At 54.9% G+C, this 23,932-nt stretch carries 16 protein-coding genes and 2 pseudogenes; 8 read left to right on the forward strand and 10 right to left on the reverse strand.

What is annotated here, in order from left to right; translation table 11 throughout:
- Positions 1 to 19 precede the first annotated feature (19 nt).
- From AC4OR5_RS24845 to AC4OR5_RS24860, 4 genes are read right to left on the reverse strand one after another with little or no spacing between them, the layout of a single operon-like run.
- Positions 20 to 1,213 carry a DUF3322 domain-containing protein gene (locus AC4OR5_RS24845; protein ID WP_023082125.1) on the reverse strand — a complete coding sequence of 398 codons (1,194 nt, stop codon included), beginning with the start codon at positions 1,211 to 1,213 and terminating at the stop codon, positions 20 to 22.
- Positions 1,210 to 4,596: an ATP-binding protein gene (locus AC4OR5_RS24850; protein ID WP_033987074.1), complete on the reverse strand. Its 3,387-nt coding sequence runs from the start codon at positions 4,594 to 4,596 to the stop codon at positions 1,210 to 1,212. Before AC4OR5_RS24850 ends, AC4OR5_RS24845 begins: the two co-directional genes overlap by 4 nt.
- Entirely contained in the window at positions 4,589 to 5,344 is a 756-nt protein-coding gene (locus AC4OR5_RS24855; protein ID WP_033987070.1) for a DUF4194 domain-containing protein, read from the reverse strand. Before AC4OR5_RS24855 ends, AC4OR5_RS24850 begins: the two co-directional genes overlap by 8 nt.
- Positions 5,341 to 6,795 (reverse strand): DUF3375 domain-containing protein, encoded by a 1,455-nt coding sequence (locus tag AC4OR5_RS24860; RefSeq protein WP_021263338.1) that lies wholly within the window; start codon positions 6,793 to 6,795, stop codon positions 5,341 to 5,343. The genes AC4OR5_RS24855 and AC4OR5_RS24860 overlap by 4 nt, the downstream gene beginning before the upstream one ends.
- Before the next feature lie 132 nt (positions 6,796 to 6,927).
- Between AC4OR5_RS24860 and AC4OR5_RS24865 the strand changes: the two are divergent.
- Positions 6,928 to 7,782 (forward strand): annotated as a pseudogene (locus tag AC4OR5_RS24865) (transposase).
- A gap of 179 nt (positions 7,783 to 7,961) precedes the next feature.
- Here the strand turns inward: AC4OR5_RS24865 and AC4OR5_RS24870 are convergent.
- Positions 7,962 to 8,141 (reverse strand): hypothetical protein, encoded by a 180-nt coding sequence (locus tag AC4OR5_RS24870; RefSeq protein WP_021263336.1) that lies wholly within the window; start codon positions 8,139 to 8,141, stop codon positions 7,962 to 7,964.
- A 491-nt stretch (positions 8,142 to 8,632) separates the two neighbouring features.
- Between AC4OR5_RS24870 and AC4OR5_RS24875 the strand changes: the two genes are divergently transcribed.
- The 4 genes from AC4OR5_RS24875 (at position 8,633) to AC4OR5_RS24890 (ending at position 13,314) form a co-directional block, all read left to right on the forward strand.
- A complete protein-coding gene (locus AC4OR5_RS24875) occupies positions 8,633 to 9,808 on the forward strand; it encodes an SAVED domain-containing protein (RefSeq protein WP_023082129.1) in 1,176 nt (391 codons plus the stop codon).
- Positions 9,808 to 11,058 carry a nucleotidyltransferase domain-containing protein gene (locus tag AC4OR5_RS24880; RefSeq protein WP_031656629.1) on the forward strand — a complete coding sequence of 417 codons (1,251 nt, stop codon included), beginning with the start codon at positions 9,808 to 9,810 and terminating at the stop codon, positions 11,056 to 11,058. The genes AC4OR5_RS24875 and AC4OR5_RS24880 overlap by 1 nt, the downstream gene beginning before the upstream one ends.
- Before the next feature lie 949 nt (positions 11,059 to 12,007).
- On the forward strand, positions 12,008 to 12,826 hold the full coding sequence (locus tag AC4OR5_RS24885; RefSeq protein WP_224429319.1) for a ThiF family adenylyltransferase: 819 nt from the start codon (positions 12,008 to 12,010) through the stop codon (positions 12,824 to 12,826).
- A gap of 92 nt (positions 12,827 to 12,918) precedes the next feature.
- A complete protein-coding gene (locus AC4OR5_RS24890) occupies positions 12,919 to 13,314 on the forward strand; it encodes a Mov34/MPN/PAD-1 family protein (RefSeq protein ID WP_223719956.1) in 396 nt (131 codons plus the stop codon).
- Here the strand turns inward: AC4OR5_RS24890 and AC4OR5_RS24895 are convergent.
- Positions 13,311 to 13,859: a 3'-5' exonuclease gene (locus tag AC4OR5_RS24895; protein ID WP_031300006.1), complete on the reverse strand. Its 549-nt coding sequence runs from the start codon at positions 13,857 to 13,859 to the stop codon at positions 13,311 to 13,313. The genes AC4OR5_RS24890 and AC4OR5_RS24895 overlap by 4 nt on opposite strands.
- Before the next feature lie 75 nt (positions 13,860 to 13,934).
- On the opposite strand from AC4OR5_RS24895, the gene AC4OR5_RS24900 reads away from it, so the two are divergent.
- Entirely contained in the window at positions 13,935 to 14,846 is a 912-nt protein-coding gene (locus AC4OR5_RS24900) for a hypothetical protein (protein WP_023082132.1), read from the forward strand.
- A gap of 463 nt (positions 14,847 to 15,309) precedes the next feature.
- On the opposite strand, the gene AC4OR5_RS24905 is transcribed toward AC4OR5_RS24900, so the two are convergent.
- The 4 genes from AC4OR5_RS24905 to AC4OR5_RS24920 form a co-directional block, all read right to left on the reverse strand.
- The gene (locus tag AC4OR5_RS24905) at positions 15,310 to 16,464 is read right to left on the reverse strand and encodes a tyrosine-type recombinase/integrase (protein WP_169311248.1); all 1,155 of its coding nucleotides are present in this window, start codon (positions 16,462 to 16,464) and stop codon (positions 15,310 to 15,312) included.
- A gap of 215 nt (positions 16,465 to 16,679) precedes the next feature.
- A complete protein-coding gene (locus AC4OR5_RS24910; RefSeq protein WP_124083333.1) occupies positions 16,680 to 17,189 on the reverse strand; it encodes a hypothetical protein in 510 nt (169 codons plus the stop codon).
- Positions 17,173 to 19,137, reverse strand: coding sequence for a site-specific integrase (locus AC4OR5_RS24915; RefSeq protein ID WP_010794470.1), 1,965 nt, complete (start codon positions 19,135 to 19,137; stop codon positions 17,173 to 17,175). Before AC4OR5_RS24915 ends, AC4OR5_RS24910 begins: the two co-directional genes overlap by 17 nt.
- Entirely contained in the window at positions 19,137 to 21,233 is a 2,097-nt protein-coding gene (locus AC4OR5_RS24920) for a hypothetical protein (protein ID WP_034082927.1), read from the reverse strand. Before AC4OR5_RS24920 ends, AC4OR5_RS24915 begins: the two co-directional genes overlap by 1 nt.
- An 85-nt stretch (positions 21,234 to 21,318) precedes the next feature.
- On the opposite strand from AC4OR5_RS24920, the pseudogene AC4OR5_RS24925 reads away from it, so the two are divergent.
- Positions 21,319 to 21,783, forward strand: a pseudogene (locus AC4OR5_RS24925) (magnesium chelatase subunit ChlI family protein); the annotation flags it as partial.
- Positions 21,784 to 21,907: 124 nt separating this feature from the next.
- Positions 21,908 to 23,893, forward strand: coding sequence for a choline BCCT transporter BetT (gene betT / locus AC4OR5_RS24930; RefSeq protein WP_058160295.1), 1,986 nt, complete (start codon positions 21,908 to 21,910; stop codon positions 23,891 to 23,893).
- Positions 23,894 to 23,932 lie beyond the last annotated feature (39 nt).

Consider the following 23,932-nt stretch of genomic DNA (forward strand, 5'->3'; position numbering starts at 1 on the left):
AGTGAATGGCTAAGTGCATCTATATCGTAGCGATGGCATGAAGCCAGACGTCAAGTTGCTGCTCTACGTAGTCTTGAGACAACCGCTCCTGTTCTAGTCGACCAACTCCGTGTCGACCAGAGCGCAGCTCCTCAAAAAGAGAGCGCTCAGTAAGAGTCAAGCCATAGTCCGGTAGCTCGGCTGGTCGCTCTTCGCACACCCCGCGCTCAACATGGGCGATCAGCGTGTCGCGATCCATCATCACAGCCTCAACATGGGGCTGCCTCAACCGTGCATCGGCGAGGAATTTCAGCCCCCATGTATCGAGATCCCCCCAGTAACCTACCCTTCTGTCCTTCAGCCACTCGGCTTGTAGCCAGGCGGTATTTGCGCCTCCTCCGAACACTGCAATGGTGCCTGGTAGCTCGGGAAGTCCGTAGCCAGCCTGGAGGTTCTCGATCACCAGCACACTCCGAGCGGGTAACGGATAGGTCATCAGTTGCTCAAAGGACAGCCGAACGAGATCAAGCCCAGCAAGGCGACCTTTCACGTCAGGGCAAAGTGGTTTCACGTGAAGCCAGTTGGATGGTGTGGCGCGGCAGCCTAACCAAGCCTCTAACCCGCCATGAGCGGAAACCTCTTGGTCGTGCATCGAATCCAACAGAGCGGCAATTAGGCTCTGGTTCAACTCCACGAACTTTGTATCCACCTTCTGTAGTGGCAGGGCCCGCAAGTATCGACGCTGGCCCATTCCACACTGGAGTTGCGGCAGCAGGCACGCCAGCAAATGTATGTCAGTCATGGAGAGCTTCTCCAGCTCTCCAAGCTGCTTGATAAGGGTAGTGAACAAAGCTTTATCCAACGAGAGCAACGGCTCCATTCGCTCCGCCCAGCCTCTGCTTCGTTCAACAGCCTCAGCCCCCAGCGCAGCGATGAGGGCTTGCGTTGATTCGATCTCCAACCTTATCGGAACTTCGCATTCACCCAGTTGCCGAAATCGCTTCGTCACCCATGCCACTTGATGTGGCCACGGCCATTTCCGCCAGGCCGCGATATAGCCATGGAAATGGTCAAGATCCTCAAGCGCCTGGCTACCGGTTGGCGGCTTCAGCAAGCAAGGAATAGGGAAAGGACGCGTACCCAAGAGTCGCTCCCGCAGCCGGCCTGTATGGTCCCACTCCAGTCGGCGCAGCTCCTCAACAACGTCATCTGGAAGCCGTCCCCAATCCCTCACAGATCTGGCTCCACTTCGATCCCCAGTGAACTGGCTGCCTTTTGCAGCCCCTGCTGTTCATGACGCGCCAACTGCTCGTCAATTTCCTCCCAGGTGACCTCACAGAGCCGACTCTCATGCTTGTCCTGGTCACGCTCTGCGATCAACAGCGAGCGCGCCGATTCACGTGCAAGGTTGAGGTTCTTGTATGGAGTGATCAGGTTCACGTGGATCTTCAATTCCCGGAAGACTTTGAGCACCCGGCGACTCACCGCCTCGGCGGTATTGGAGAACGCCTCATCCAGGAACACGGTGCAGTAGAGCGGACGGTCGCTGCCGTCGGGCGTCAGCACGTAAGCCAAGCTGGCGGCTACTATCGTGCCGGCAAACGACTCCTTTTCCCCGCCTGACTTACCGCTGGAAGACTCCAGCACATCGCGTACCTTTTTGCTGCCTTTCTCTACTTCCTCGGCGAAGAAGGACAGCTGGTAGCGCGAGTCCAACAGTCGCAGACTCTCTAGATTGCCCGAGGTTGCAGGATTGGTGGCTTTCTCCAGTTTCTCGATCAGCTCCTTCAGCTCGACAAAGCGAGCCTCATGATCGTCACTTCCAGCTCGCGCCAGCACGCGCATCAACTGTGCATTGAATGCTTTCACGTGTTCGAAGATTTCTGGCCGACTTCCCAGACGAAGGTAGGTTCCCTGCCGAAACTCCGTGCGTTCCAGAACATCGTTGATCGTTTCGATTCGGTCCTGGATGTCCTCACGTTCGGCCTGGATGGTTTGGCTGATTCGAGCAAGCGACTGTGTTGCGTTGCGGTTCAAGCGCTCTCGGAAACGCTCGACCAGGTCTGGCAATCCTTCCTGCTCCAAATGGGCCAGGTGATCGACGTACTCTTCTAGGGCATCCACGCCGGCGAGCCAATCATTGGCGATGAGCGGCCATTTTGTTTTGAACTCGGAGACAATCCCGCTAGCCTTGTTCGATGCTCGAAACTCTCGGTTGTGGGCCCCCTTACGGGCCTCTTCCAGCGCTGATCGATGGCGATTTTCGAGTTCTGAAACCATCTCCAAATCGTCAAGGTCTAGCTGTCCCACACGCTTAGAAAGCAACTCCCTGACCTCATCCACCAAACCGGTCCGGGCGGCATCTAACGCCAGCTCCAGTTGTTGGTTCGCCTTGAGCTTGTCGCTCTCCAGCCCCCCGACTTTTTTGCTGACCAGTTCTTTCTTGCCTTGTACTTCCTTCAGCTCAGCACCTGCCTGCTCCCACCGAGCCTTCGCCACTCCCAATTCACTATCAGGCCGTTCAAGCGCCTCTAGATCCGCCCTCAGCGACTGCATCCGATCTTGCGCTGACTGGACATCAATTGCCGCCCAGGTGAGCTGGGCGATGCGCTCCCACACCCGAGTGTGCTTCTCGAGGTCATCCATGGCCATGCGCGCATCTGCTGTAAGCTGGGCCAACTTCTTGACCTCTGCCTCCAACTCGACACGATCCTTCCTTAACGCCGCTAGACGCCCCTTGTTACTGAATCCCAAACACCAGAAACGTGGGTTATCAATGCGCTGCTGGTCCTTCTTCTCAAATCGCCCTTTATCCAGGTGCACCAGGCCCTGGATGGTCATCGAGAAGTCGGTCTGGTCCAGTATTTCAGTCGATTCCACACAGTGCAGGTCGAAGCGTGAGAGGTGCTTTTTCAGCCAATCACGATAGGGGTGCGGCTTCCAATCCAACATTTTTAGAAAGCCATCCTGTAGGAACTCAGCAACCTGCGGATGCTGGTTCAGTCGAACAACCTGCACCCTGACATGGAGACCCGTGTGGCGAGTGTTCAGCCACTTGGTCACCAGGCGATATCGCTCATCAGGCACCAGCAGTGTGGTGCGATGCCCTCCCAGCGCCCGTTCAATGGCGCCTTGCCAAGGTCGATGCGCCTCCAGGACATCGATCAGCTCGCCAACGAAAACAACCTCCGCAGGATCTAGCGACAAGCTCTCTACCAGTTGGTCGCGGAGCTTCTGATAGGAAGGTTCAATGTTGGAGTCCGGTCGCGACTCCATGTCTTCGATTTCACCTACCAGCTCCTTGAGCTGTGTTTGCTCACGGGAGAGGTTCGCTGCCGACGAAGCGAACTGATCCTGGCGCGCTTGACGTAACGCCGGCATATCCGCCAGTTCCGTTTGCGCTCTCACCTGATTTTGCTTGAATACGTCGAGCGACAGCGTGTCGGGCAGACTAAGGTCTCGTACATCCATCTGATACAGGCGCGCATCGCGCACGCTGTCGTGATGCACCTGCGTTGCCGCTTTCAAGTCCTTCCGCAGCCCCTCCAGTCGCTCACCACCTTGCGACTGGTAGGCATGGAACAATGCCTGTACCCGTTCCGTTGCTTGCTCCTCCAAAGCGCCAAGGCGGGTCATTTCCTCTGCCAACTGAAGCAGTTCCGCCTCATATTTCTTCAGGCGCATTTGCCACAGTCGAGAGCACTGTTCGCCAAAGTAGACCGGCAGGCCGGCTAGCTCAACTGAGATCCGCCGCATCTCCTCCCTGGCCTGATTTAGCGCTTGGCTGGTCTCTGGCAACTCAATCAGGGCATCCCGCTGTCGCCGAGCATCATCGAGTTCGCTATGGACGCTGACCAAGTCATCGAATTCACTGACCGCAAGCCGGGCATGCTCCTTGACCTGACTGGGCTCCAGGACCAGATCTCGAATCAAGCTGGTGAGGTCATCAATCTTCTTCAAACCCAGCGCCCGGGAGAGCAGGGCTGGAGCGTTACGGTTCTCCATGCACAGGAGTCGCACATAGGTCTCTTGATACTCGGTAAACGAATCGAATGCCTCGACCAGCGGGTCCTCTTTGAGGTGCTGTTTCAGCACACGGGCATTGCCCTCACCGAAGAGATGCAACAGCTCATCCAAGCCCACATCGCGCTTACCCACCACAAAAAGGCGTTTGAGGTCGTTGAGCGAGTTGCTGGCCTGGGTAATCCAGAAAAGGGCCGCCAAGGTGATCTTCGAACCATCGTCCGCTTGGTACAGTGCCCGAAGCCCCGTTGCGGTCGCCCCTGAGCGTTTCAGCAGCGTAGCCGTCTCGCTGCCATCATGGGCCTTGCCATAGTTTCCTCGCACATAGGACATCAAGGTACGATCCGTACGGTCCCCTTGAGCAGCCGCGATGTTGAACGACGCCTTGCTGGAGGGCAGCAACAGCGCCATCAACCCATCAATGAGTGTCGACTTACCGGCACCGTTGTCACCGGTAATGAGGGTGCCCTCGGGGTCTATCTTCGCGGAGTGCAGGCCATGGAAGGAGCCCCAGTTGTATACCGACAGCTCGGCTAGACGGATCTGACCGGTGCTGAACAACTCACTCAGACTTACCTCGCTAGCCTCAAGCATCCTGCACCTCGTCGCCCGTTTTGACGCCCGCATTACCGGCTAGGCGTTCGTACTCTTTCAACAGACGTTCAAGAAAATCGGCATTGACGACATAGCGGATCACAGAGGTGATCTCAAACCGCTCGTCATCCCCACGAACCGCACTGATGAGACGCTTATCTTTCAACAAGGCAAGCGATCCGTTGAGCGTCCTCCGCTCGGAGCGGGAGCTGTAGGTCAGCGGCAAAAAGGGCGTCATCAATGCCTCGATCCGCTCGATATCAATGATGATCTTCTGTTCGCCCGCTGTTTCTCGCTCCTGGTAGTACTTACGCAGCACCAGCAACAGCAGCGTGTCATAGAGGCTGAGCGTGCGTTTGTTGATCAAGCGTGACGCTTCGTCAGTCTCCTCGTCCTGCTCTGCCACCTCCTGCTGGAGCAGGATGGCGATACCGGCCTTCATGTCCAGCAACATGCGCATGAACATGTTGCCCAAGTGCTCTGCGATGAGGACCTCGTGCCGGCACAGCGCTTCGAACGCCAGACGTTTGCTTTCGGCCATCACCACCCCTTGGCGAAGTAACAGCACCAGAGCGCGCCGGGCTTCCAGTGGCATGCCGACTTCAGCCCCCCCAACGACGGGCCGCTCAACGGGAGCATCCTCAAACGTCTCCACCTCGCCGCTGATTGACGGCGTTTCAGGCCGATTCGTTCGATACTGGTCGAACAGGGCAGGGGCCTGTTGGGAATGCTGCTCTTCTTCGTTCATAAGGCGAGTTCCTCCAAATCCGTTGGAAACTGCTCGGCGGACATCAGCAAAGAGGGAATATTGGCCCGAATCCAATTGCCGGTCCGATCCACTACCACCAGACTTTCTGGGTGTTCCAACACCACAGCGCTGACTGCTTTGGCGATCCGCACGTGCGCCACCAGTTCTTCCAATCCTCCGGTGATGGGGCGGTGACTAACGATGCTCGCCACCGTCATCGGGCCGTGCTCAGTGAGCAACTGCTTCACATCCTGGGCTACTTCCAGCACCTTGACCGTGTTGAGGTGATCCAGCATGCCGAGACTGGCGACGTGACTATTGGTATTTGCGGCCACCTGCCGGGTATCCAGGCGTTCTTCAGGTAGTCGTAGGTGAATACTGGACGGAGAACGCACGCGCAGACTGCCCGTGGGGACGTCCACAACCACCGGCTCGCGCAGGCTCAACTCCTGGTCCTTGAAATTCACCGCCAGCCGCTCCAGTTGGCGAAGCAGTCGTTCGACCGCACGACGCTCTTGCTGAACGCCGCTTTCTACAAAAGCCCGCAGGCTCTCCTCGGTCCGGCGCCGAACCTGGAATACCCGCTCACTTTCCTTGCCCAACTCGCGGACCAGATGGGATAGGTAACGCAGTTCGTCTGACTTCAGATACTGGGATGCCGGACGTGCCAAGATCGACCGGATTTGCTCACGGAACTCAGTGATTCGATTCTGATCACAGAGCAACTGATAGAAGCCGTCGAAGGCCTGTCCGGCATCGGTCTGGAGCAGTTCACCTTCATGCTCTATCAGCGCCTTCACCACTTCACCGCGCCCAGACTCCGACTCGATCATGCGGATCCGCATGCGCTGATCGAGTTGGCGAATTTCGTCCTCCAGCCGGCGAAAGTCGCCCGTGAGCACTGACGTCAACTGATACAGTCCCCGGATGCGCTCTCGCTGCTCCGGCGCGCTCAGCTCTGGCACCTCGCCCATCTGCAAGCGCTCAATCTCCAGATCAAGTTCCTGCCGGCGGGCAGTCAGCAGAGTGATTCGCTCTTCAGGGTTTGGGCTCAGGGCGACAGCCAAGTCTCGTACGGCGTCTTGCACAATGCGCAGGTGCGAGGCCGTGGCGTTACTGTCTCGCTGATCCAGGCTCTGGGCAAAGCGCAGTGCTAACTCGAAGGCATCGGTTCGCGTGAGCTTGTCATCAAGCTCACGCAACCAGCCCGCCTGGATCCATTGGCGCAGATAGGTGCCCGCGTTATCGTGCAGGCCATAGACCTCCTGCCAGATCAGCAGCTCGGCCTCCAGCGCGACACGTGCTTTCCCAAACGGCACTTCGCTGTCTTGAGCGAATAGATCATTGATGAAGGCAAGAACGATGGACGCATTCTCAGCGCGTAGCAGACGCCAAGCTGCATGCTCGGAGAGCAATCGCCTAAAACGCGCCTGCTGCTCGTGCAAGCTCATCGACACCTCCTTGTGTATCGAATTACGTCAGGTGCGGGTCTTTGAGACGTCCCGGCTCTTTACACCATATCTCGAAACATGCTGGGTTTCAGCAGGTCAGATAGCCACACCATGGCCTATCCTACCGACTAGATCCAGCACCATCCGTGCCATAAACTTCGGCCAGCAGCCAGTCGACCAGGGACCTCCACGCGACCGGTGAGAGGCGCGCCGCGACAATTCGGGAAGGGCACCGGCATAGTCGGCTACAACGTGCAGACGACGGTCGATACCCGGCATCACCTGATCGTTGCGCACGAAGTCACCAACGTCGGCCATGACCGTGCAGCGCTCGCCACGATGGCCGAGCAGGCTCGCGAAGCCACCGGATCTGAACGCCTTAGCATCGTTGCCGACCGAGGCTACTTCAGCGGGGTGGAAATCCTGGCGTGCGAGCAGGCGGGCATTACCCCCTTCGTGCCCAAGCCGATGACCTCCAGCAGCAAGGCGGAAGGGCGTTTTGGTAAGCAGGACTTCGTCTACATAGCCGCTGATGATGAGTACCAATGTCCTGCTGGACAGCGTGCAATCAAGCGCTTCTCGACGGTGGAAGATGGCCTCGAGCTGGATGCTTACTAGAGTTCTGCCTGCCCGAGCTGCCCGATACGCAGCAGCTGCACCACGAGCAGTTACCGTCGACTCAAGCGTTGGCGGCACGAAGCAATCCTGGAAGCCATGCAGCAACGGCTTGATCGCGAACCAGAGATGATGAGCGTGCGCCGACAGACCGTGGAGCACCCGCTTGGCACGCTCAAACATTGGATGGGCGCGACACACTTCCTGACCCGAACGCTGCCCCGAGTCAGCACGGAAATGAGCCTGCATGTGCTGGCCTACAACCTCAAACGGCTGGTGAACATCTTCGGCGTTGCCGGTGCGATAGAGGCACTGCGGGGCCTGAGGCCTGCCATTTTCCTGCGGCTCTCCACCACAAACTGCCGTAGATAGCCCCAGAAGACTCTGGCAGCGGCTAACAGCCTGTGGTCGATATCGTCGCATGCACCTTCGGGGCTCAATTCCAAATGCACCTCTGGTGTAAGCCCTTTGCTGTTTTCACACAGCCTGGGCCGATTCCTGCCGGCAACAACCAGCAGAAATCGACCTCTTTTGCTTTGACTCCAGGCCGATCAGGTGCCGGTCTTGATCTTGGTCCAGCTGCGCGTACGCACGCGTTCAAGCCGCAGGGGCAGGGTTTCCAGCGGATAGAGGGGGCTCATGATCTCTTTGGACGGGTAGAGCGCCGGGTTGTCGCGCAGAGGGGCGTCGATCAGGGCGGTGGCGTCCTTGTTGCCGTTGGGATAGCCCACATAGTTGGAATTCTGCGCGGTGATCTATCGCAGAACGAAGAACCTAAGAGCAGTGCAGTTGCTGCTCGGCCATACGAAGCTGGAGAGCACTGTTAGGTATCTGGGTATCGAGGTCGACGACGCTCTGGAGATGGCGGAGCAGACAGAGGTTTAACCATGTTCCCTCGTTGGCGCCGGGCTTCGGGCCGGCGCCTCCTGGGGCAGCTAGCGACCAAATACCGCCGGTGAGGCTTGCAGGTCACTACGGCAGAGGGTGGACTCACTTCCTCGGTCATCATGGCATCTGTCCAGACACTAGTTGCTGAACCGAGCGAAATCTTGGAGATGGCGACTCATGCGCATGCGGTAGCAGCTCGCAACCAACGGCTGGGTGGCGTCGAAGATATATTTTAGCCTCTTCGCTTCCCCGGCCTTGAATTCCGACTTAGCGCCCCTATCTGATTTCAAAGAGCCATTACGCATCAGTGTTCCTGATGTCTCAAGGAGGCCTCGTGGGAAAACAAGAAAAAGCCAATGTTGCCACCGGTCGCTACAACACCGACGACGTGACGAAGCGTGTCGTGTGGACTCAGGCTGCAGGCCATTGTGAGTTGTGCGGTACCGACCTCATGTACGACTACCGTGCAGGTAAGCCCATGAATTGGGGCGAGGTAGCCCACATCCTGCCAGCTAGTCCAAAGGGGCCACGGGGTCGGTCTGACCATGACGAGGGCAAGGCCGCGTCGCTTACGAACGACCCAGCCAATCTCATGCTCCTCTGCCCCGGCTGCCATGACAAAATCGATCGGGATGCTGATGGATATCCGGAAAGCGATCTGAGCGGCCTGCACCAAGCTTACCTAGAACGAGTCCGGCTGGCGGCAACAACTCCTGACGGTGGAAGAGCGATTCCAGTAATTGTCCAAAGCCAGCATTTCGCGACGAACAACGACATACCCGTTCGTGATCTGTTGGTGGCGATGTCCTCAGAGGGACTGACTGCATTCGATCATCCCATCAAGATCACTTTTCCGCCCCCGAGCCATCGTGGCAGGGATGCCCACTATTGGCAGAGTATTCAAGACAATATTCAGCACGAGTTAGAGCAGCAGCTAAAGCGCCGCGGAGGATCCTATGGTGATGTTCCTGCGCTGGCCGTAGTGGGCGTGGCAGATATCCCCGCGCTGATCATGCTAGGGCAGTCTTTAGGTGATCGTTCCAAGCGCCTGCTTTTCTCGTTCAATCGCGAGCACCAACTACGTTGGCCTGACCAGTCAGCCGAGCCTCCGGAATTTGCATTCACCCCGCCCGCGGATGGTGACGGTCCGCTTGCTCTCGTGTTGTCTATCTCCGCGCAAGTTCCCACTCGCGATGTCGAAGATGCATTACCTGGCGCACGTATCGCAGAGCTGACCATCCCAGTGCCCAGCTATGCGATGGTTCAGAACCGTCGCGTGATACACGCGTTTCGCGACGCTCTACAAACACACTTGAGCCGGCTTGAAGCCATGACTGCAGACACAATCCATGTGTTTGCGGCGATTCCCGCTGCTTTGGCAATTGAGTTCGGTGCCTTGCTCACCACACAACACCAACACGCCTATCTGATTTTTGATCGAGATAAAGACAACCAAAACAGGTTCACGCCAACACTACAGTTGGGTCACCAAGCCCAGGAGGTTCGTTGATGTCCATGAGCAATGAACAGACCAAGCGCGGGAGCTGGGAGCACTTTCTGCTCCGCGCCGCGAGGGAGATCTCACTGTCGGAAGCACAGTACGAGAAGATCAACGATCGATACTCCCAGCTCGAGCAAATCCTCAACGCCTCCGACAATCCACTACTGGCGGAGGCGCATATTTTTGTCCAAGGCTCCATGCGCCTGAAGACGACAATCAAACCCGTTTCTGGCGCTCCAGAGGATCTGGACACCATCGATGCGGACGCCATTATTTGGCTCCCTCATGCACAAGGGGCTGGAGCTCAAGAAGTTCTGGATGCCATTGAGGAACGCTTCAAAGCTGGCAGCCGCGTCCAGGAAGAAATCAAGCAGCTACGCCGGGGCATCCGGATCATCTATGCCGATGAAAACCCCGGATTCCACATCGATGTCACACCGGCGCGTGCCATCAATGGGAATTCTCAGGGCAATGGCGAAGGTAAGCTGGAAGTGCCAGATCGGGTAACTGGCTGGAAGGCGAGCAGCCCGATCCCCTACTCCAACTGGCTGCAAGTGGCTTCAAAACAGACGATTTCGTTGGAGCATCTGGCCGTCGCAAAAAGTCAGCGTGCCTTTGATGCTGCCACTCAGGATCCCCTGCCGCAGTATGAAGACTACCTCGATCAAGACCCACTTCGGGCAACGATTAAGCTGCTGAAGCGACATCGAGATGAGTGGGCCATCCGTACCAAAAATGCAGACCATCGCCCGATTTCGGCAGTCATCACCACACTCGCTACCCATGCCTACCTTGAAGTGGCGAAAGAGTCTCAGACGGCGCCGCTAAAGCCGCTGGACGCCATCCTCGAAATCGTCCGGCGGATGCCGGATCACGTCAAACGCCAGGGGAATGAATGCCTGGTTTGCAACCCGGCGGATAACGGCGAAAACTTCGCTGAGAAATGGAATAGGCCGCTTGACGGGCACCGTTACCGCCGCGCATTCGAGGAGTGGCATGAGAATGCCAGCGCATCAGTGTCACTGGGGCTTGAAAGCTTCGAATCCGCAGAGGCTTTTGCCAAAGCAGTGAAGGAAAACTTTGGCATGGGCCCTACGTTCATTTCGACAGTGAATAGCGAAATCCCTTCCAATTGGACGATGCCTGGCCGCCCGGACGGAACCACCCGAAACTCCACGTCGATGGGAGCACTGTTTGGTGGTTTCAGCGGAACAGCGAGCTCTCAAGAGGATGTGAAGCCAGTTGGGCGTCTTGGTTGATCACACCGATCCGTCTCTGCAGCGCGGTATAGCCGCGCTGCGAGGCGCTCTTGGCGAAGATGCCGCACTAGCACTGCTTCGGCCTGTGGCCACACGGCCTGACGAAGCTGCGAGTTACTATTTTCCGTTGCCAGTGGACTATACGGGCACGGAGCGGCGCCTACGCATCGGCTTTCCGAGGAATTTCCCCCGCAGCGGGCTCAGGCTTACTGTCGAGCCTTCGCCATGGCTTATATGGCCCCACGCCATGGAAGCCGGGCTTTGCCTTCATGGCTTCCAGGAGCGTCCAGTGATGGGCACCCCTGAATATGTTGTATCGGACAGCCTTGCTCGGTTACGCAAGATCGTTGATCTGTCCCGTATGGGATCATGCGCAGCTACTCGGAACTCCGAATTTCGGCGCGAAATCACATCCTACTGGTCTAGGCAGCAGGGGCTGTCATTACAGAACCTAATTCTTCTCGATCGCCCCCAGGCCGCCTCGAAGCTGTTTGCCCTAAGCGACCCTAGGCAAGCATTGCCGTCTGGCCAGGAGACAGTCTGGCTCGCAACAGATCTGTCATCACTCAAAAGCCACTACAGGCGCACGATTGGACGTTCTCCAAGGATGCGTGCCCCGGAGACCCCCGGATTTTACGCGAAGCTTCAGAGTTATCCGGACCTTCGCCTTCCAGCCCCTGAGCTGCTGCTTACATGGCTCATGCCACACCTTGCTCCTGACGACAGCGCTCAGTTGTTAGCTTGGTTCAATGAGCGTGGCTCACTGCCCAACCGCTGGATCGCTTTAGAGCTCCCCGGGGATGCCAGCGCCCCAATCTACTGCTTGAACGTTCGCGCATATGGCCCACAGCTGGATCGAGGATCAAGATTTTACCTGCGATCAGCGCGGCGCCGGCCTGCAGTTGCAGTCAATCATCCCCCAGTTCTGATCCGAGCAACGACGCTGGATGTGCTTGATCGGACAGAGATTTTATCCCGTGATCTCAGTGGCGTGGCGCAGAAACTAGAAGGGGCTCGCGTCGTTTGCGTTGGGGTAGGCTCATTGGGTAGCACCGTTGCCCTACAGTTGGCGCGTTCGGGTGTTGGTCATCTGACACTCATTGACCCGGACCACTTGGTCTCGGCAAATCTTGGCAGACATGTGCTCGGTGCCGATGACCTCGGCCTCCCCAAGGCCGAAGCGCTTCAGGAAAAAATTCGCAAAGACCTGCCCACTACTGAAGTCGCGGCGTTCGCCACCTTCGCCGAAGTGGTGATGTACAAGAATCCCGAGGTTTTTGATAAAGCGGATCTGGTAGTAGTTACTACCGCGGACTGGCAGTCGGAGGTGGCGCTGTGGGGGGCCAAGTCGAATGGCACCTCCTGGGGTTTACTCCAGGCCTGGAGTGAGCCTCATACACAAGTGGGGCATGTGCTCCTAGCGCCATCTGGTGCTTTTGATGCTCGAAGCCTATTCACAGACAACGGTGATTTTAAGCACAAGTTCACCGAGTGGCCGGAAGGTGGGGTCGTCGCCCTTCCCGCCTGCGGGGAGAGTTTCATCCCAGGAGGCTCACTCGGGATGGTGAACATTGCTTCGATGGTTTCTCAAGCTGCATTACGAGTGTTGAGCGGCAACATCGGCAGCCCGAGCTGGGTCAGCAGCATCAATAGACCTGATGACGTGGTTACGCTGGGAGGTAATTACCTCGGGCCTGAGCTACCTGCCGGAATGCAACAGGCCCAGCTGGAGCGCGATTGGCCGGAAACATTGGAGAGAAGTAAATGACGGCGATCGCCTGGCAATGGAGCTGGCCCGGGCTGAACACTCCTCTATTGGTATCGCAGGAGGTCGCGAGCCTGCTGGAGGGGTATAGGCAAATGCGCTTTGATGTAGAACGTGGGGGCCAGCTATTCGTCGACCCCTCAAGCGATGCCGGATTGGTACTCGCCTTGGCGACTCCCCCTCATAAAGATGACCGGGCTGGCAGGACTTGGCTGGATTTGAATGCTCGTCGCTGCCGAAAGGAAATTGAGCTAGCCAATGCTGCAGGCCTCCGCCTAGTGGGGTACTGGCATACGCACCCGCAAAGCATTCCTATGATCTCCCCCACTGATATCGGGAGTTTCTCCAGATTCGCCGCGCACTATACGCAAGAGCTGCCGTACCCGTTGGCAATCATCGTGGGCAACTCCAGCAGCCACGAAGGCATAAAGGCTTGGTCCTTCAGGGATGAGCATTATGTTGAAGCAACCTGGAGCCGTTGGCCAGGTTAGCGGTTACGTGCTTCTGCCAGCATGAGAGCGAAAAGTTCCCCCTGGAACCGTGCGTCGTCCAACGCGTTATGATTGGGTGCGCTTTGGGGGTTGAAACGAGCGGTCATTTGAGAGGACTTAGTTTCCTTCCAGCGGCATCCGGTAACCCCCATGTAATACGCCTTCATGTCGAGTGCGGTGAACCCAAAGGGGTTCGCCCCAGAATACTTGTGGAAGTAGTAGTTGATGAACGACCAGTCAAACGGGGCATTCAGCCCCACGAAAACGACTTTCTGATCTGCCGAACATACCTGCTTCAACCATTGCTCCAGCTTGAGCATCGCCGTCTGTGGGGCTAGCCCTTCGTTTTTGAGCTTGGCGAGGTCAAGGCCAGTTACGGCGACAGCCTCCGGATCGTGTTGTAGGCCGTCTGGCTGGAGCTCGAGATAGATTGACTGAGCGGGCTCTGAGACGACGCAAGCGCCGATGGAAAGCAGGCTATAGATGCCCGGCACCGGTCCCGAAGTCTCGACATCGACGGAAACATAAAGCTCATCACTCATCATCTTGCTCCCTATATTTCGAACAGTATGCTGGGAGTTGAACAAGGCTAACACCCCCAACTCGATGGAGAAGTCGTCGTGGATAACGCTCGTGACTGTGTGACCAAGGAAATTGTTGAGGCCGAAGACCTCAAGCTGTTGGCAGTGGTGGACACCTATGGCTACCAGTGCACCGGCTGTGAAACTCAGGCTTTCCCGCGCTCCTACCGCCCGGAAAACCTATTGCGCGCTCACTTTCAGATCCGCGACCCTCATAGCCCAGATTGTGAGACGGAGAAAGAGAGCAAAGTTATAGCTCAGGGCAAGCGCGGCAGTGTACAGAAGGAGCTAGAGACCTCCCCCGGTTTATCGCCTGCCCGCTTGCAACTGATTAATACTCGAACAATCGTCGACCCCGCCTTGCCTCGCACAGAGCAACATACACAGAGCATTGGTCGGCAGGACACTATGGGCAACACAGCACGCAGAGAAGGACGGCGCGCTGCAAATAGTATTCGCCCGATTTGCCGTGCATTTTTGCGCTTTCCCTACGATCGGCACCTCTCGCTCGAGGTCCCCGGCGTTGCTCCAAATACGTATCAAACGGCCTTCAAGAAACTTCGTTCGGATGGGTTGGGGCAGTTCGCTCAAGCGCGTGTGTTCTATGGAGAGCTGGCATGGTCTCAGGCCGTAGAGTCGTCCGAATACCTGACCATTTCGCTCAATGCGGGAGAGTGGAAAGATGAAAAGCTTACGCCCTACCAAGTGATCGTCCACTGGTTAGAATGGTCAGCGGTTGCACGCGGCCGGCTCAAGAATGAGCTGGAAGTAGCCCGAAAGGAGGGGATGGAAGCCAAAAAAGCGAAGCAGGCATCTCGCAGCTTTCTCTTCTTCATTGGCAATCAAGACGCAAAAAAACCTGCACTGTTCCATGTGCAGGACCATAGGCTTATTTGCACCTTACACGACGAACTCGTGTTCCCCGCATATTCGCGGACGGCGCGGAGGTAAGCTCACACCTCAGACGGAGCTTGACCTGGCAGGTGTTCTTAGCGGTTTTCTTTCCACAGGAAAGATCCGCAGTGCCAAGCGCCAGTTGATTGTCAGCGAAGTTCAACGGATCTCAGAGTTTCGGCAACAACTACAATTCACGGGTGCCCCGTCGGTGGACTGGCTACATCTGCGTGGCCTGTTGGCATCCTCCACCGCGGAAGCCTTGAGGCAAGTAGCAACGGATGCCCGCTACTTACGACTTCTTCATCAAGGTTGGTACTGCGCACCCACCTGGGCAACCTGTGGCGTGCCCAAGTGGGTACAAGGGGCTGAAGAAGCGGTCCGCAGTGCCTTGATGCAGGAGCATTTCGCTGCTGCTCAGAAGGACTGAAGCGGTCATAAAGCGAGCTCAGTAACAACAGAAAGAATCAGGTTATTGTGACCACTTGCAAATAAGAAAGCCGAAACGACGCAGGCAAGACTATCCATGTCGAGACTGAGCGGCGGAGCTACGAAGGGAATGGGCCACCACACTTGGCAACTCATAACTCTTCGTTCTTAGTTGCGAAACAGCCTCTCTCACAATTAAAAGTGACTCTGCTAGAGCCCTATTTTCACTACTCTTCGCTTCACCCATCAAAGCTTCAATAACACTTAACGCCTCGTCTGCGACGTTTGCGGAATCCTTGTACTCAGCCTCAAGCTCTTCGTATGCCCAATCTACATAGCGCCACATGCTATCAAGCGAAGAGTGACCACTGAGACTCGCAATTTTTGAGAGAACAGTAGTAAGTGCCTCAACGCCAATTGAACCCCGGCGGCTCAAAGATCGAAGCCTAGCCATGACCTGCAATGTAATATATCGGTGCCTAAGCATGTGAGCAGATATCCGCTCAGTAAGACCCGCCTCTGCCCGGAGATCACAAAACAACTGTGACACTGTTGAGGGCGCCATCTTGAACCCCTCTCTGGTGCAAAACAGCCAGCCCTGATCTTTGAAACCAATCTTCCTCCTATTTAATCTCCTAACCTGAATAGAGCGAGTAACATCGATATACTCCAAGAGCATTCTGAACGTTTCGTCTGAGATAGGTATTAATCTGTAAGGATTGCCTTTTCTTTTAGATGTCCTTACGGGCAGTTTTCGGTCAGCAGATGCCCCTACAACATCCGAAACTCGGATCCAAGTTAGCTCTTCTCTGCGTATGCCCGTATCTGCAAGGAGAACAAGCATACATCGATCACGGCTGCGACGAAAATTAGTTTTGGCAGCCCATTCACAAGAATCCAGCAGAGCGGATACGATATTAGAAGAAATAGGGCGAACTGTACGAGGAATGCTTGCAGGCACCATCGCATGATGCTGGGTTCGAACCCTTACAACACCTTGCTTACTCTTCAACGAACGCAAAGAAATTGTTACTTGAGCCCCCTGCCCTAATGAACCCACTAGACGCCTTCCAACCAACAAAGTTTGATACCACTCTAAGAACGATATAACCCGCAACAAGATTCTATTTATGTGGTTCCCAGAGGATTTTTTGCGATTAACTAACCAGTCTGAAAATGAAACCAGCACATCATCACACACGTCCTCAATCACCACCTTAGACTCAAATAAAAAACGTACAAACAAGGATAGCTCCGATGCATAAGTGTTAATTGTGGAAATAGCGCTATTTGAGCGCCTAAGATGAAGGAAATAAACATTAAGCTGCCAACAGATACAACCATCTGGCCAATACATCACCCTCATTTCGGGGGCCGCCCATCGCTCCGACCTCCTAAACTTATCATATCCAGGCAAATAAAATTCTTTAGAGGAAGTGCGCCAAAGCCGACCAACTGAAGTCATTTCACAACCTTAATGTGCGGATTTTTCTCATATCGCCGATAATGCCGCTGTAACTCAGACTCTGCTATATCTGACCGCAACGATAATCTCTTCAGCCGTTCAAGCAGATCCAAGTATCTAGCGCTCATGTCTAGCGCAGCATCTACCGCTAACTGAGAACTTAACCTCCAAGCATCAACATCATCAGAAGGCTTTTTTCGAATCAGCTTTCGGGTATCACCAATGACCAAAGCAGCATCACGTAGAAGCTGGGAGAGTCCACCTTCATACAGCCCATTCACATATTTTCGTAACGTTTTATGACTTAAAGGGGTAATTCCAAGAGACTCATCATCCCAAGCAGCTAGTTTTGAAACAGAGATGAAAGCTGATAACTCACTCTTAGAAGGGGAAGGAGATGTTCTAATTCTGTCAAACTCAGAGATTCTACAAGCAGCACTCCTAGCGGCAGCTTCAGATAGCACTTTGATGCTTGGTGCAATTTGGCCTTTACCAAGTCGAGGCATCGGCACCCTCCCTAACTGAAATTGCTACCGTATACCTCTTTCTTTTTCCAACATTAATCTGAATCGGGGTAGCGGTGTATACACCTTTTTCCGACAGTAACTCTAGGTAATCTCTTAACTCATCCTCATGCATGACGTTGATTTTTTCAGTGCCGAAATGCTTAACAAGGATATTCCTGAGTTGCTGCACGCCATGAGATTGATCATCTGAGCAAACTGCAGAAGTAGCCAAAGCAGCTTCGGATGCACTGAGTTCTTTTCCTGTTAAGCTTTCTTTAATGTAGCGCCAGGTTTCCCCAACATCTTCATGCCCCATAAACCAAGAAAGCGCCGGCAAGGAATTCTCCAATCCTCCGAAGTGAAAAAATGTCACAGCAAAATAGCGGCGAAGTTGGTGTGGGAGCACCACCCATCGTTCTCCCGAGTTATCAACCAGTTTTAGGAACTCACTAAGTTCCTTTAGAAAAACATAAGCATCAGCCACACTTAGTGGATAGGCACCTCTGACGTTAACTTTAAAAAACGCCTGCGACTTAAATAAAACATCACTTGAAGGCACTATGATTTGCCAAAGTTCTTTTAGCGCATTCAAAGATAATAAACACTCATAAACAAGGCGCGGAACCGGCTTTTCCATCGGTTCACGAATATTATCAAACCCAGTTTTCCTCAGTAAAACAGAAAGATAGAATCTACCGTCAACCTCATAGCTAGCGCTTCCATCCAGATCAACCAGCTCACTTCTGCGACAACTAGTCAGGACACCGATCAAGCAGAAGCAGACAGCCGTATGAAGCCTCAACAAGAAAATCGAGAATGGAAACTGAGTTCTAATTTTTGCCTCAGAGATAAGAGGATCCACCTGCATTCGTCTGTAAACATCAAAAGCAGAGACCAGTCCATCTGGTATCGGAACAGTTTCTTCTGATATGGATAACGCCGTAAATACTGAAACATTCGACTCATTCATTATCGATCGTGAAAGAGGAATAATTTCATTGCAGTAATAGCTGAGCACCGGATACGTATCAATCATCCATTTGCCGCAACCGAACATAAGTCTTCTTCCCGTAGAAAGAGGCAAAGTTCTTGTTCTACCGTTTCCTCCGATGCGGAAAGGCCGCACAATATCCGATATTAAGTAAGGATTACCTATCTCTACATGCGATTGTATAGGCAGAGAGGATAGCAGCTCACAGAAATTAACCATCCAATTTGACAGAGCAGTTGTGGCTCTTGATACCCCGCTCTCGCTGGACTTACCTCCAGCCTCACAATCAAACCCATGCGTCAAGTATCTTCTGAACTCGGTAGATTGAGATAACCGCTTGTAGTCAACCCCCAAAGCAGCCGCAGCGAAGCGCAGATTTAGATTACCGTCACCATCCAGTGCTCCTAGTTTTCCCAGATGCTCGGAAAGTGGTATTGGCTCAATTCCATCCTTGGAATTTGATAGATAATCTTCCCAGCGTTGTATGAAAGCCGCTGTTCCACTAACACCTCCTACCTCTGCCGCTCCAAGAAACTCAACTACGTCATCCACCCCAAAAATAGAAAAACCCTCTTCAGAAAACTTGTCTCCATATCGAACAGCAAGAAACTCAGCTAGCCACAACAGATATAGATGAAAGTGAAGAATGCCTCTTAACGATCTAGCGACTTTAAGAGCTCCATCATAGGCGCACACCACTATCATTTTTGCCTGTTCCAAAGGAACCGCATAAACAGGGCTTGTGAAGCTTCCGCTTGGCAAAAGCCTGTCCCAATTTAGACGAACGCCACCTTTAAGGGTGCCGTCTACATTCCGAACAACCACCCCTGAGTCTACGATCCATGTAGAACTTTCCAACTCATTAAGAAGCCATGCAGGTCTGTATATATGATTTATTTTTCTAGTTGTTCGCTCAAAAAAGTCAATGACCCCGATCGGTAATTTGTGTCGACTCATCACCCCACCTCTGGTAGGACAACCATAGCCGACATCGCTTCTTTCTTCAAAAGCGCCTTCTTAACAAGATTACTTAAATCGCTCATTGACAACGGAAGAGGTGCCATAACTGCGTCAATGAAGTCCATCCAAAATTTTGGCGTGACTCCAGTAAGACTGTCTGGCCTATTTAGGAAGGTTGGGGTTGCTTTGTCGAGAGCATCCCGATAAAGCATTGCAACCGCAAGCGCTTCAGGATCATTAGATATGACGAGCCTGGACAAGGTGGCAATATCAATGGTTATTTTTTCGGATGTTTCCCTTCTTTGCGCTTCCAACTCACTTTCAAACAAATAATTATCGATGGACTTAAGAAACTCATGTAATTGCTCCACTGTTCTAAAGTCCGATATCTTCAGCATTTCGCTTTCTTCATTCATCGCTGAAGTAATTAGTAGATTCTGATGCCTACGGATCTGCCGCTCAAAAATTGCACGCTGCAGCGCAAGCGGAATATAATTATTAATAGTGGTTCTAATGTGCTTGTGGCCAAATGCTTTAGCTGTAGCAACCAAGTCGCCATCCGTATTAAGATATGTTGCCACACCCACATTGACACGAATTGCCTTAAAGTTGATCTTATCTCTCCACGGCATGAGTACCGGGTGTCTATCTACAAATGAACACGCCCTTGTACTAAACTCTTCCTTACCTGTCGAACGCCAAATTGGATTCATATAAAGCGCTCCTACCAACGCCTTCTCAGAAAAGGACTTCAAGTCATAGTTCAAAGAGCTTATTCCCACCCAAAGGTTTGAGGCCTCCTCGTTTCGCCCCTGCTTTCTCAACTCTTCCCGGATAGGGGCAGTCCACTCCATTACTTTCGAAATAACGTCTCTCGCCAAGTCACTCAATACTTCTGATTTCTGCTCCCTAGCTCTCGGCTTTTTAACCGTAAGGCGCAAATTATTTCCATCAGCAGACGACAGGAGGATTGCGAATCCATCCGCATCTTCAATTTTAGCTCTGTACAATGAAGTCGAATTGAACCTTGGGTGCTCTATCATTATCAAGAGCATGCAAACTGCCGCAGCCTCGCTATTCATTAATCCTAAATACGGGATGAGCTTATTCTTTCCGTATCTAGCAACATATTGCCAATGAGAATTTCCGCTGTTCGATACCGGCCTTCTGTCACTCGACTTGAATTTTCGATGAGGCTTAGGGATCCCCCCCATCTCATGATGAACAACAGAAAGTAGGTTTCCAAGCAAGTTAGGATGTCCACCGTCTGCCTCAAAGTAATGGCGCCTAGTGGAAAAATCAAAATACCTCATAAGCCAAGGGTTCTCTTTCATATCCGTCAGATAACCACAGCCGGTATTCTTTATCAGCGCATCTCCCTCTGCCTGTTTCGATTTTAGTAGATTAAAGTCTTCTAGCGCGCACGACTTAATTGTATCCAGCACACGATTTATTCTAGCAGTGTACTCGGTCAGGTACTTTTCATCAGAAGCAGTTAAAGATATTGACTCAAAAAGATCGTCATTGTATGAGTTCTTATCCGGTCTAAATGATTTTGGTACCGAAACAACCGCGGCACCATCAACCACTGATTGCCTTTCAGTTATTATTTCTGATTTTCCTGGAGCTCGAACGTATGCACCTATAGTGATCTTTGGGATAACTTCTGCAACTACTAGAACCTCAATTAGCCTTACGAAAGACATCCACTTATTTGAGGTCGTTATGAGGGCCAACCCTTTTTCTGTCTCATCGGTATAAAAGCTTCTCCGAAGCTCAGATAGTTGAAGTTTGAAGTTATTCGCATCTGTGTCCTTAGGTTTTTTCCAGCCTCTCTTTCTATGCATCATTGCCCAATACTGGAGAATACGCCGTATAGCGTATGTAGGGGCCGCACTTGTGTAGCGTCTAGAGAAGCGCGAAATGCCTTTCAAAAAGTCTTCTGCATCCTCACCCAACCAATCAGTCAGGAAGTCAAAGCTGACGACCGTACATCCTGACTGGCGGCCATCGTTCCTGACCTTCAGTTCTAGCCCAGACTTCTTTTTCCCTGATGAAGCTTTTCCCTTGGTGGAGCGTGCGTGCCTAACCATTTTTGCTCTCTAGCAGCTGAGTTTCGGGCGCATGCTCCACGACGGTTCTATTTCCCTCAACAGGGCTTGCTAACAAAAGCTCCAGATGAATCCCTGTCCCTGTGGCTACCTCGGCGATCCCAGCGGCCGCTGCCGCTGCACCCCGGAACAGGTCCAGCGCTACCGGGGCAAGCTGTCCGGACCGCTGCTCGATCGCATCGACCTGCACGTCAGCGTGCTCCGCGAAAGCACCAGCCTGCAGCCAGGACACGGCGAAACCGCTACCGCCGAGGTCAGCGAACGGGTTGGCGCCGCACGGCAACGGCAACTGGCCCGCCAGGGCTGCGCCAATGCCCATCTCGATCTCCAGGCGATGCACCGCAATTGTGCACTCGCCGAAGCGGACCGCCGCTGGCTGGAAGCGGCCGGCGAGCGCCTGGAACTTTCCTTGCGCGCCTTGCATCGCATACTCAAGGTGGCCCGGACGCTGGCCGACCTGGAGCGCATCGATGCCATCGAACGCCGGCACCTGGCGGAAGCCCTGCAGTATCGGGCAACGACCTCCACGTGAAGCGTAATAATTCAGCAAAGCTATCGATTAAGGCTTTCCGAATCAAATTAGCTATCACGATGTGTTAAGCTGTTTCGTCTTCCGCCTTCGGCGGGCAATCCGATCACAAGGAGAGCTAGCTTACATGGAGACACCCACTACCCCCCGGAGCACCCTGAATCCTCCGGTCTTCTATACCTCCGCCGCCCTGATCCTGGCCCTGGTGCTGTTCACCGTGCTCCTCCAGGAAGAAGCGCAATCGCTGTTCAACCACGTCCAGCAATGGATCATCACCAACGCCAGCTGGTTCTACGTACTGGCCGTGGCGCTGATCCTGATCAGCGTGGTGTTCCTCGCCGTCAGCCGCTACGGCGACATCAAGCTCGGCCCCGACCACAGTCGTCCCGACTACCGCAACACCACCTGGTTCGCCATGCTGTTCTCCGCCGGCATGGGCATCGGCCTGATGTTCTTCGGCGTTGCCGAACCGGTGATGCACTTCACCACCCCACCGGTAGGCGAGCCGAACACCGTGCAGGCGGCGAAGGAAGCGATGAAGCTGACCTTCTTCCACTGGGGCCTGCATGCCTGGGCGATCTACGCCATCGTCGCGCTGATCCTGGCCTTCTTCAGCTATCGCCACGGCCTGCCGCTGACCCTGCGCTCGGCGCTGTATCCGCTGATCGGCGAACGTATCTACGGCCCCATCGGCCACGCGGTGGATATCTTCGCGATCATCGGCACCGTGTTCGGTGTGGCGACTTCGCTCGGCTACGGCGTGCTGCAGATCAACAGCGGCCTGCACCACCTGTTCGGCTGGCCGGTGAACCAGACCGTGCAGATCGCCCTGATCGCCGCCACCTGCGGCCTCGCCACGCTATCGGTGGCCAGCGGACTGGACCGCGGCATCCGCATCCTGTCCGAACTGAATCTGAGCCTGGCGGTGATCCTGCTGCTCTTCGTGCTGGTCCTCGGGCCGACCGTGTTCCTCCTGCAGACCTACGTGCAGAACACCGGGGCCTACCTGTCCGACATCGTCAACAAGACCTTCAACCTGTACGCCTACGAGCCCACCGACTGGATCGGCGGCTGGACCCTGCTGTACTGGGGCTGGTGGCTGTCCTGGTCGCCCTTCGTCGGCCTGTTCATCGCCCGTATCTCGCGCGGCCGCACGATCCGCGAGTTCGTCTGCGGCGTGCTGTTCGTCCCGGCCGGCTTCACCCTGCTGTGGATGACGGTGTTCGGCGATACCGCCATCCACATGATCCTGCAGGAGGGCTTCACCCAGTTGGCCGAAGTGGTCAACCAGGACAGTTCGGTGGCGCTGTTCGCCTTCCTCGAGCACTTCCCGCTGGGCAGCGTGATCTCGCTGGTGGCGGTGCTGATGGTGGTGGTGTTCTTCATCACCTCGGCCGACTCCGGCGCTCTGGTGGTGGACATGCTGGCCTCCAGCGGCAAGGACCACTCGCCGCTCTGGCAGCGGATATTCTGGTCGGTGCTGATGGGCGTGGTGGCCATCGCCCTGCTCCTCGCCGATGGCCTCAAGGCGCTGCAAACCGCGACCATCGCCAGCGCGCTGCCATTCTCCATCGTGCTCCTGGCGTCGATCTGGGGCCTGTTCAAGGCGCTGCACCTGGATGCCACCAAGCGCGGCATCCGCTACCAGGCGCTGTCCTTCTCCCGCCCCACCACGCGCAGCGGCGCAAGCGAGGGCGACGGTTGGCAGCGCCGCCTGCGCAACATCGCCATGTTCCCAAGGCGCAGCCACGTCAACCGCTTCATCACCGATGTGGCGCGACCGGCCTGCGAGGACGTCGCCGCCGAACTGCGCAAGCAGGGCTACGAAGTCCAGGTGCAGGACGGCGAGGACGGCCGGGTTCGGCTGGAAGTCAGCCACGGCGGCGAGGTCGATTTCATCTACGAGGTGCGTCCGCGCGCCTTCACCACGCCGAGCTTCGTGATGCGCGACACCGAGGACAGCAGCGAGTCGCGCAAGTATTTCCGCGCCGAGGTCCATCTCCAGGAAGGCGGCCAGGACTACGACATCATGGGCTGGAGCCGCGACGGCGTGATCGGCGACATCCTCGACCAGTACGAGCGGCACATGCACTTCCTGCACGTGGTGCGCTGAGGGATGCGGGGGCCGGCCAATGCCGGCCCCTCGCCGTTT

The sequence above is a fragment of the Pseudomonas sp. YA1 genome, assembly GCF_058680555.1.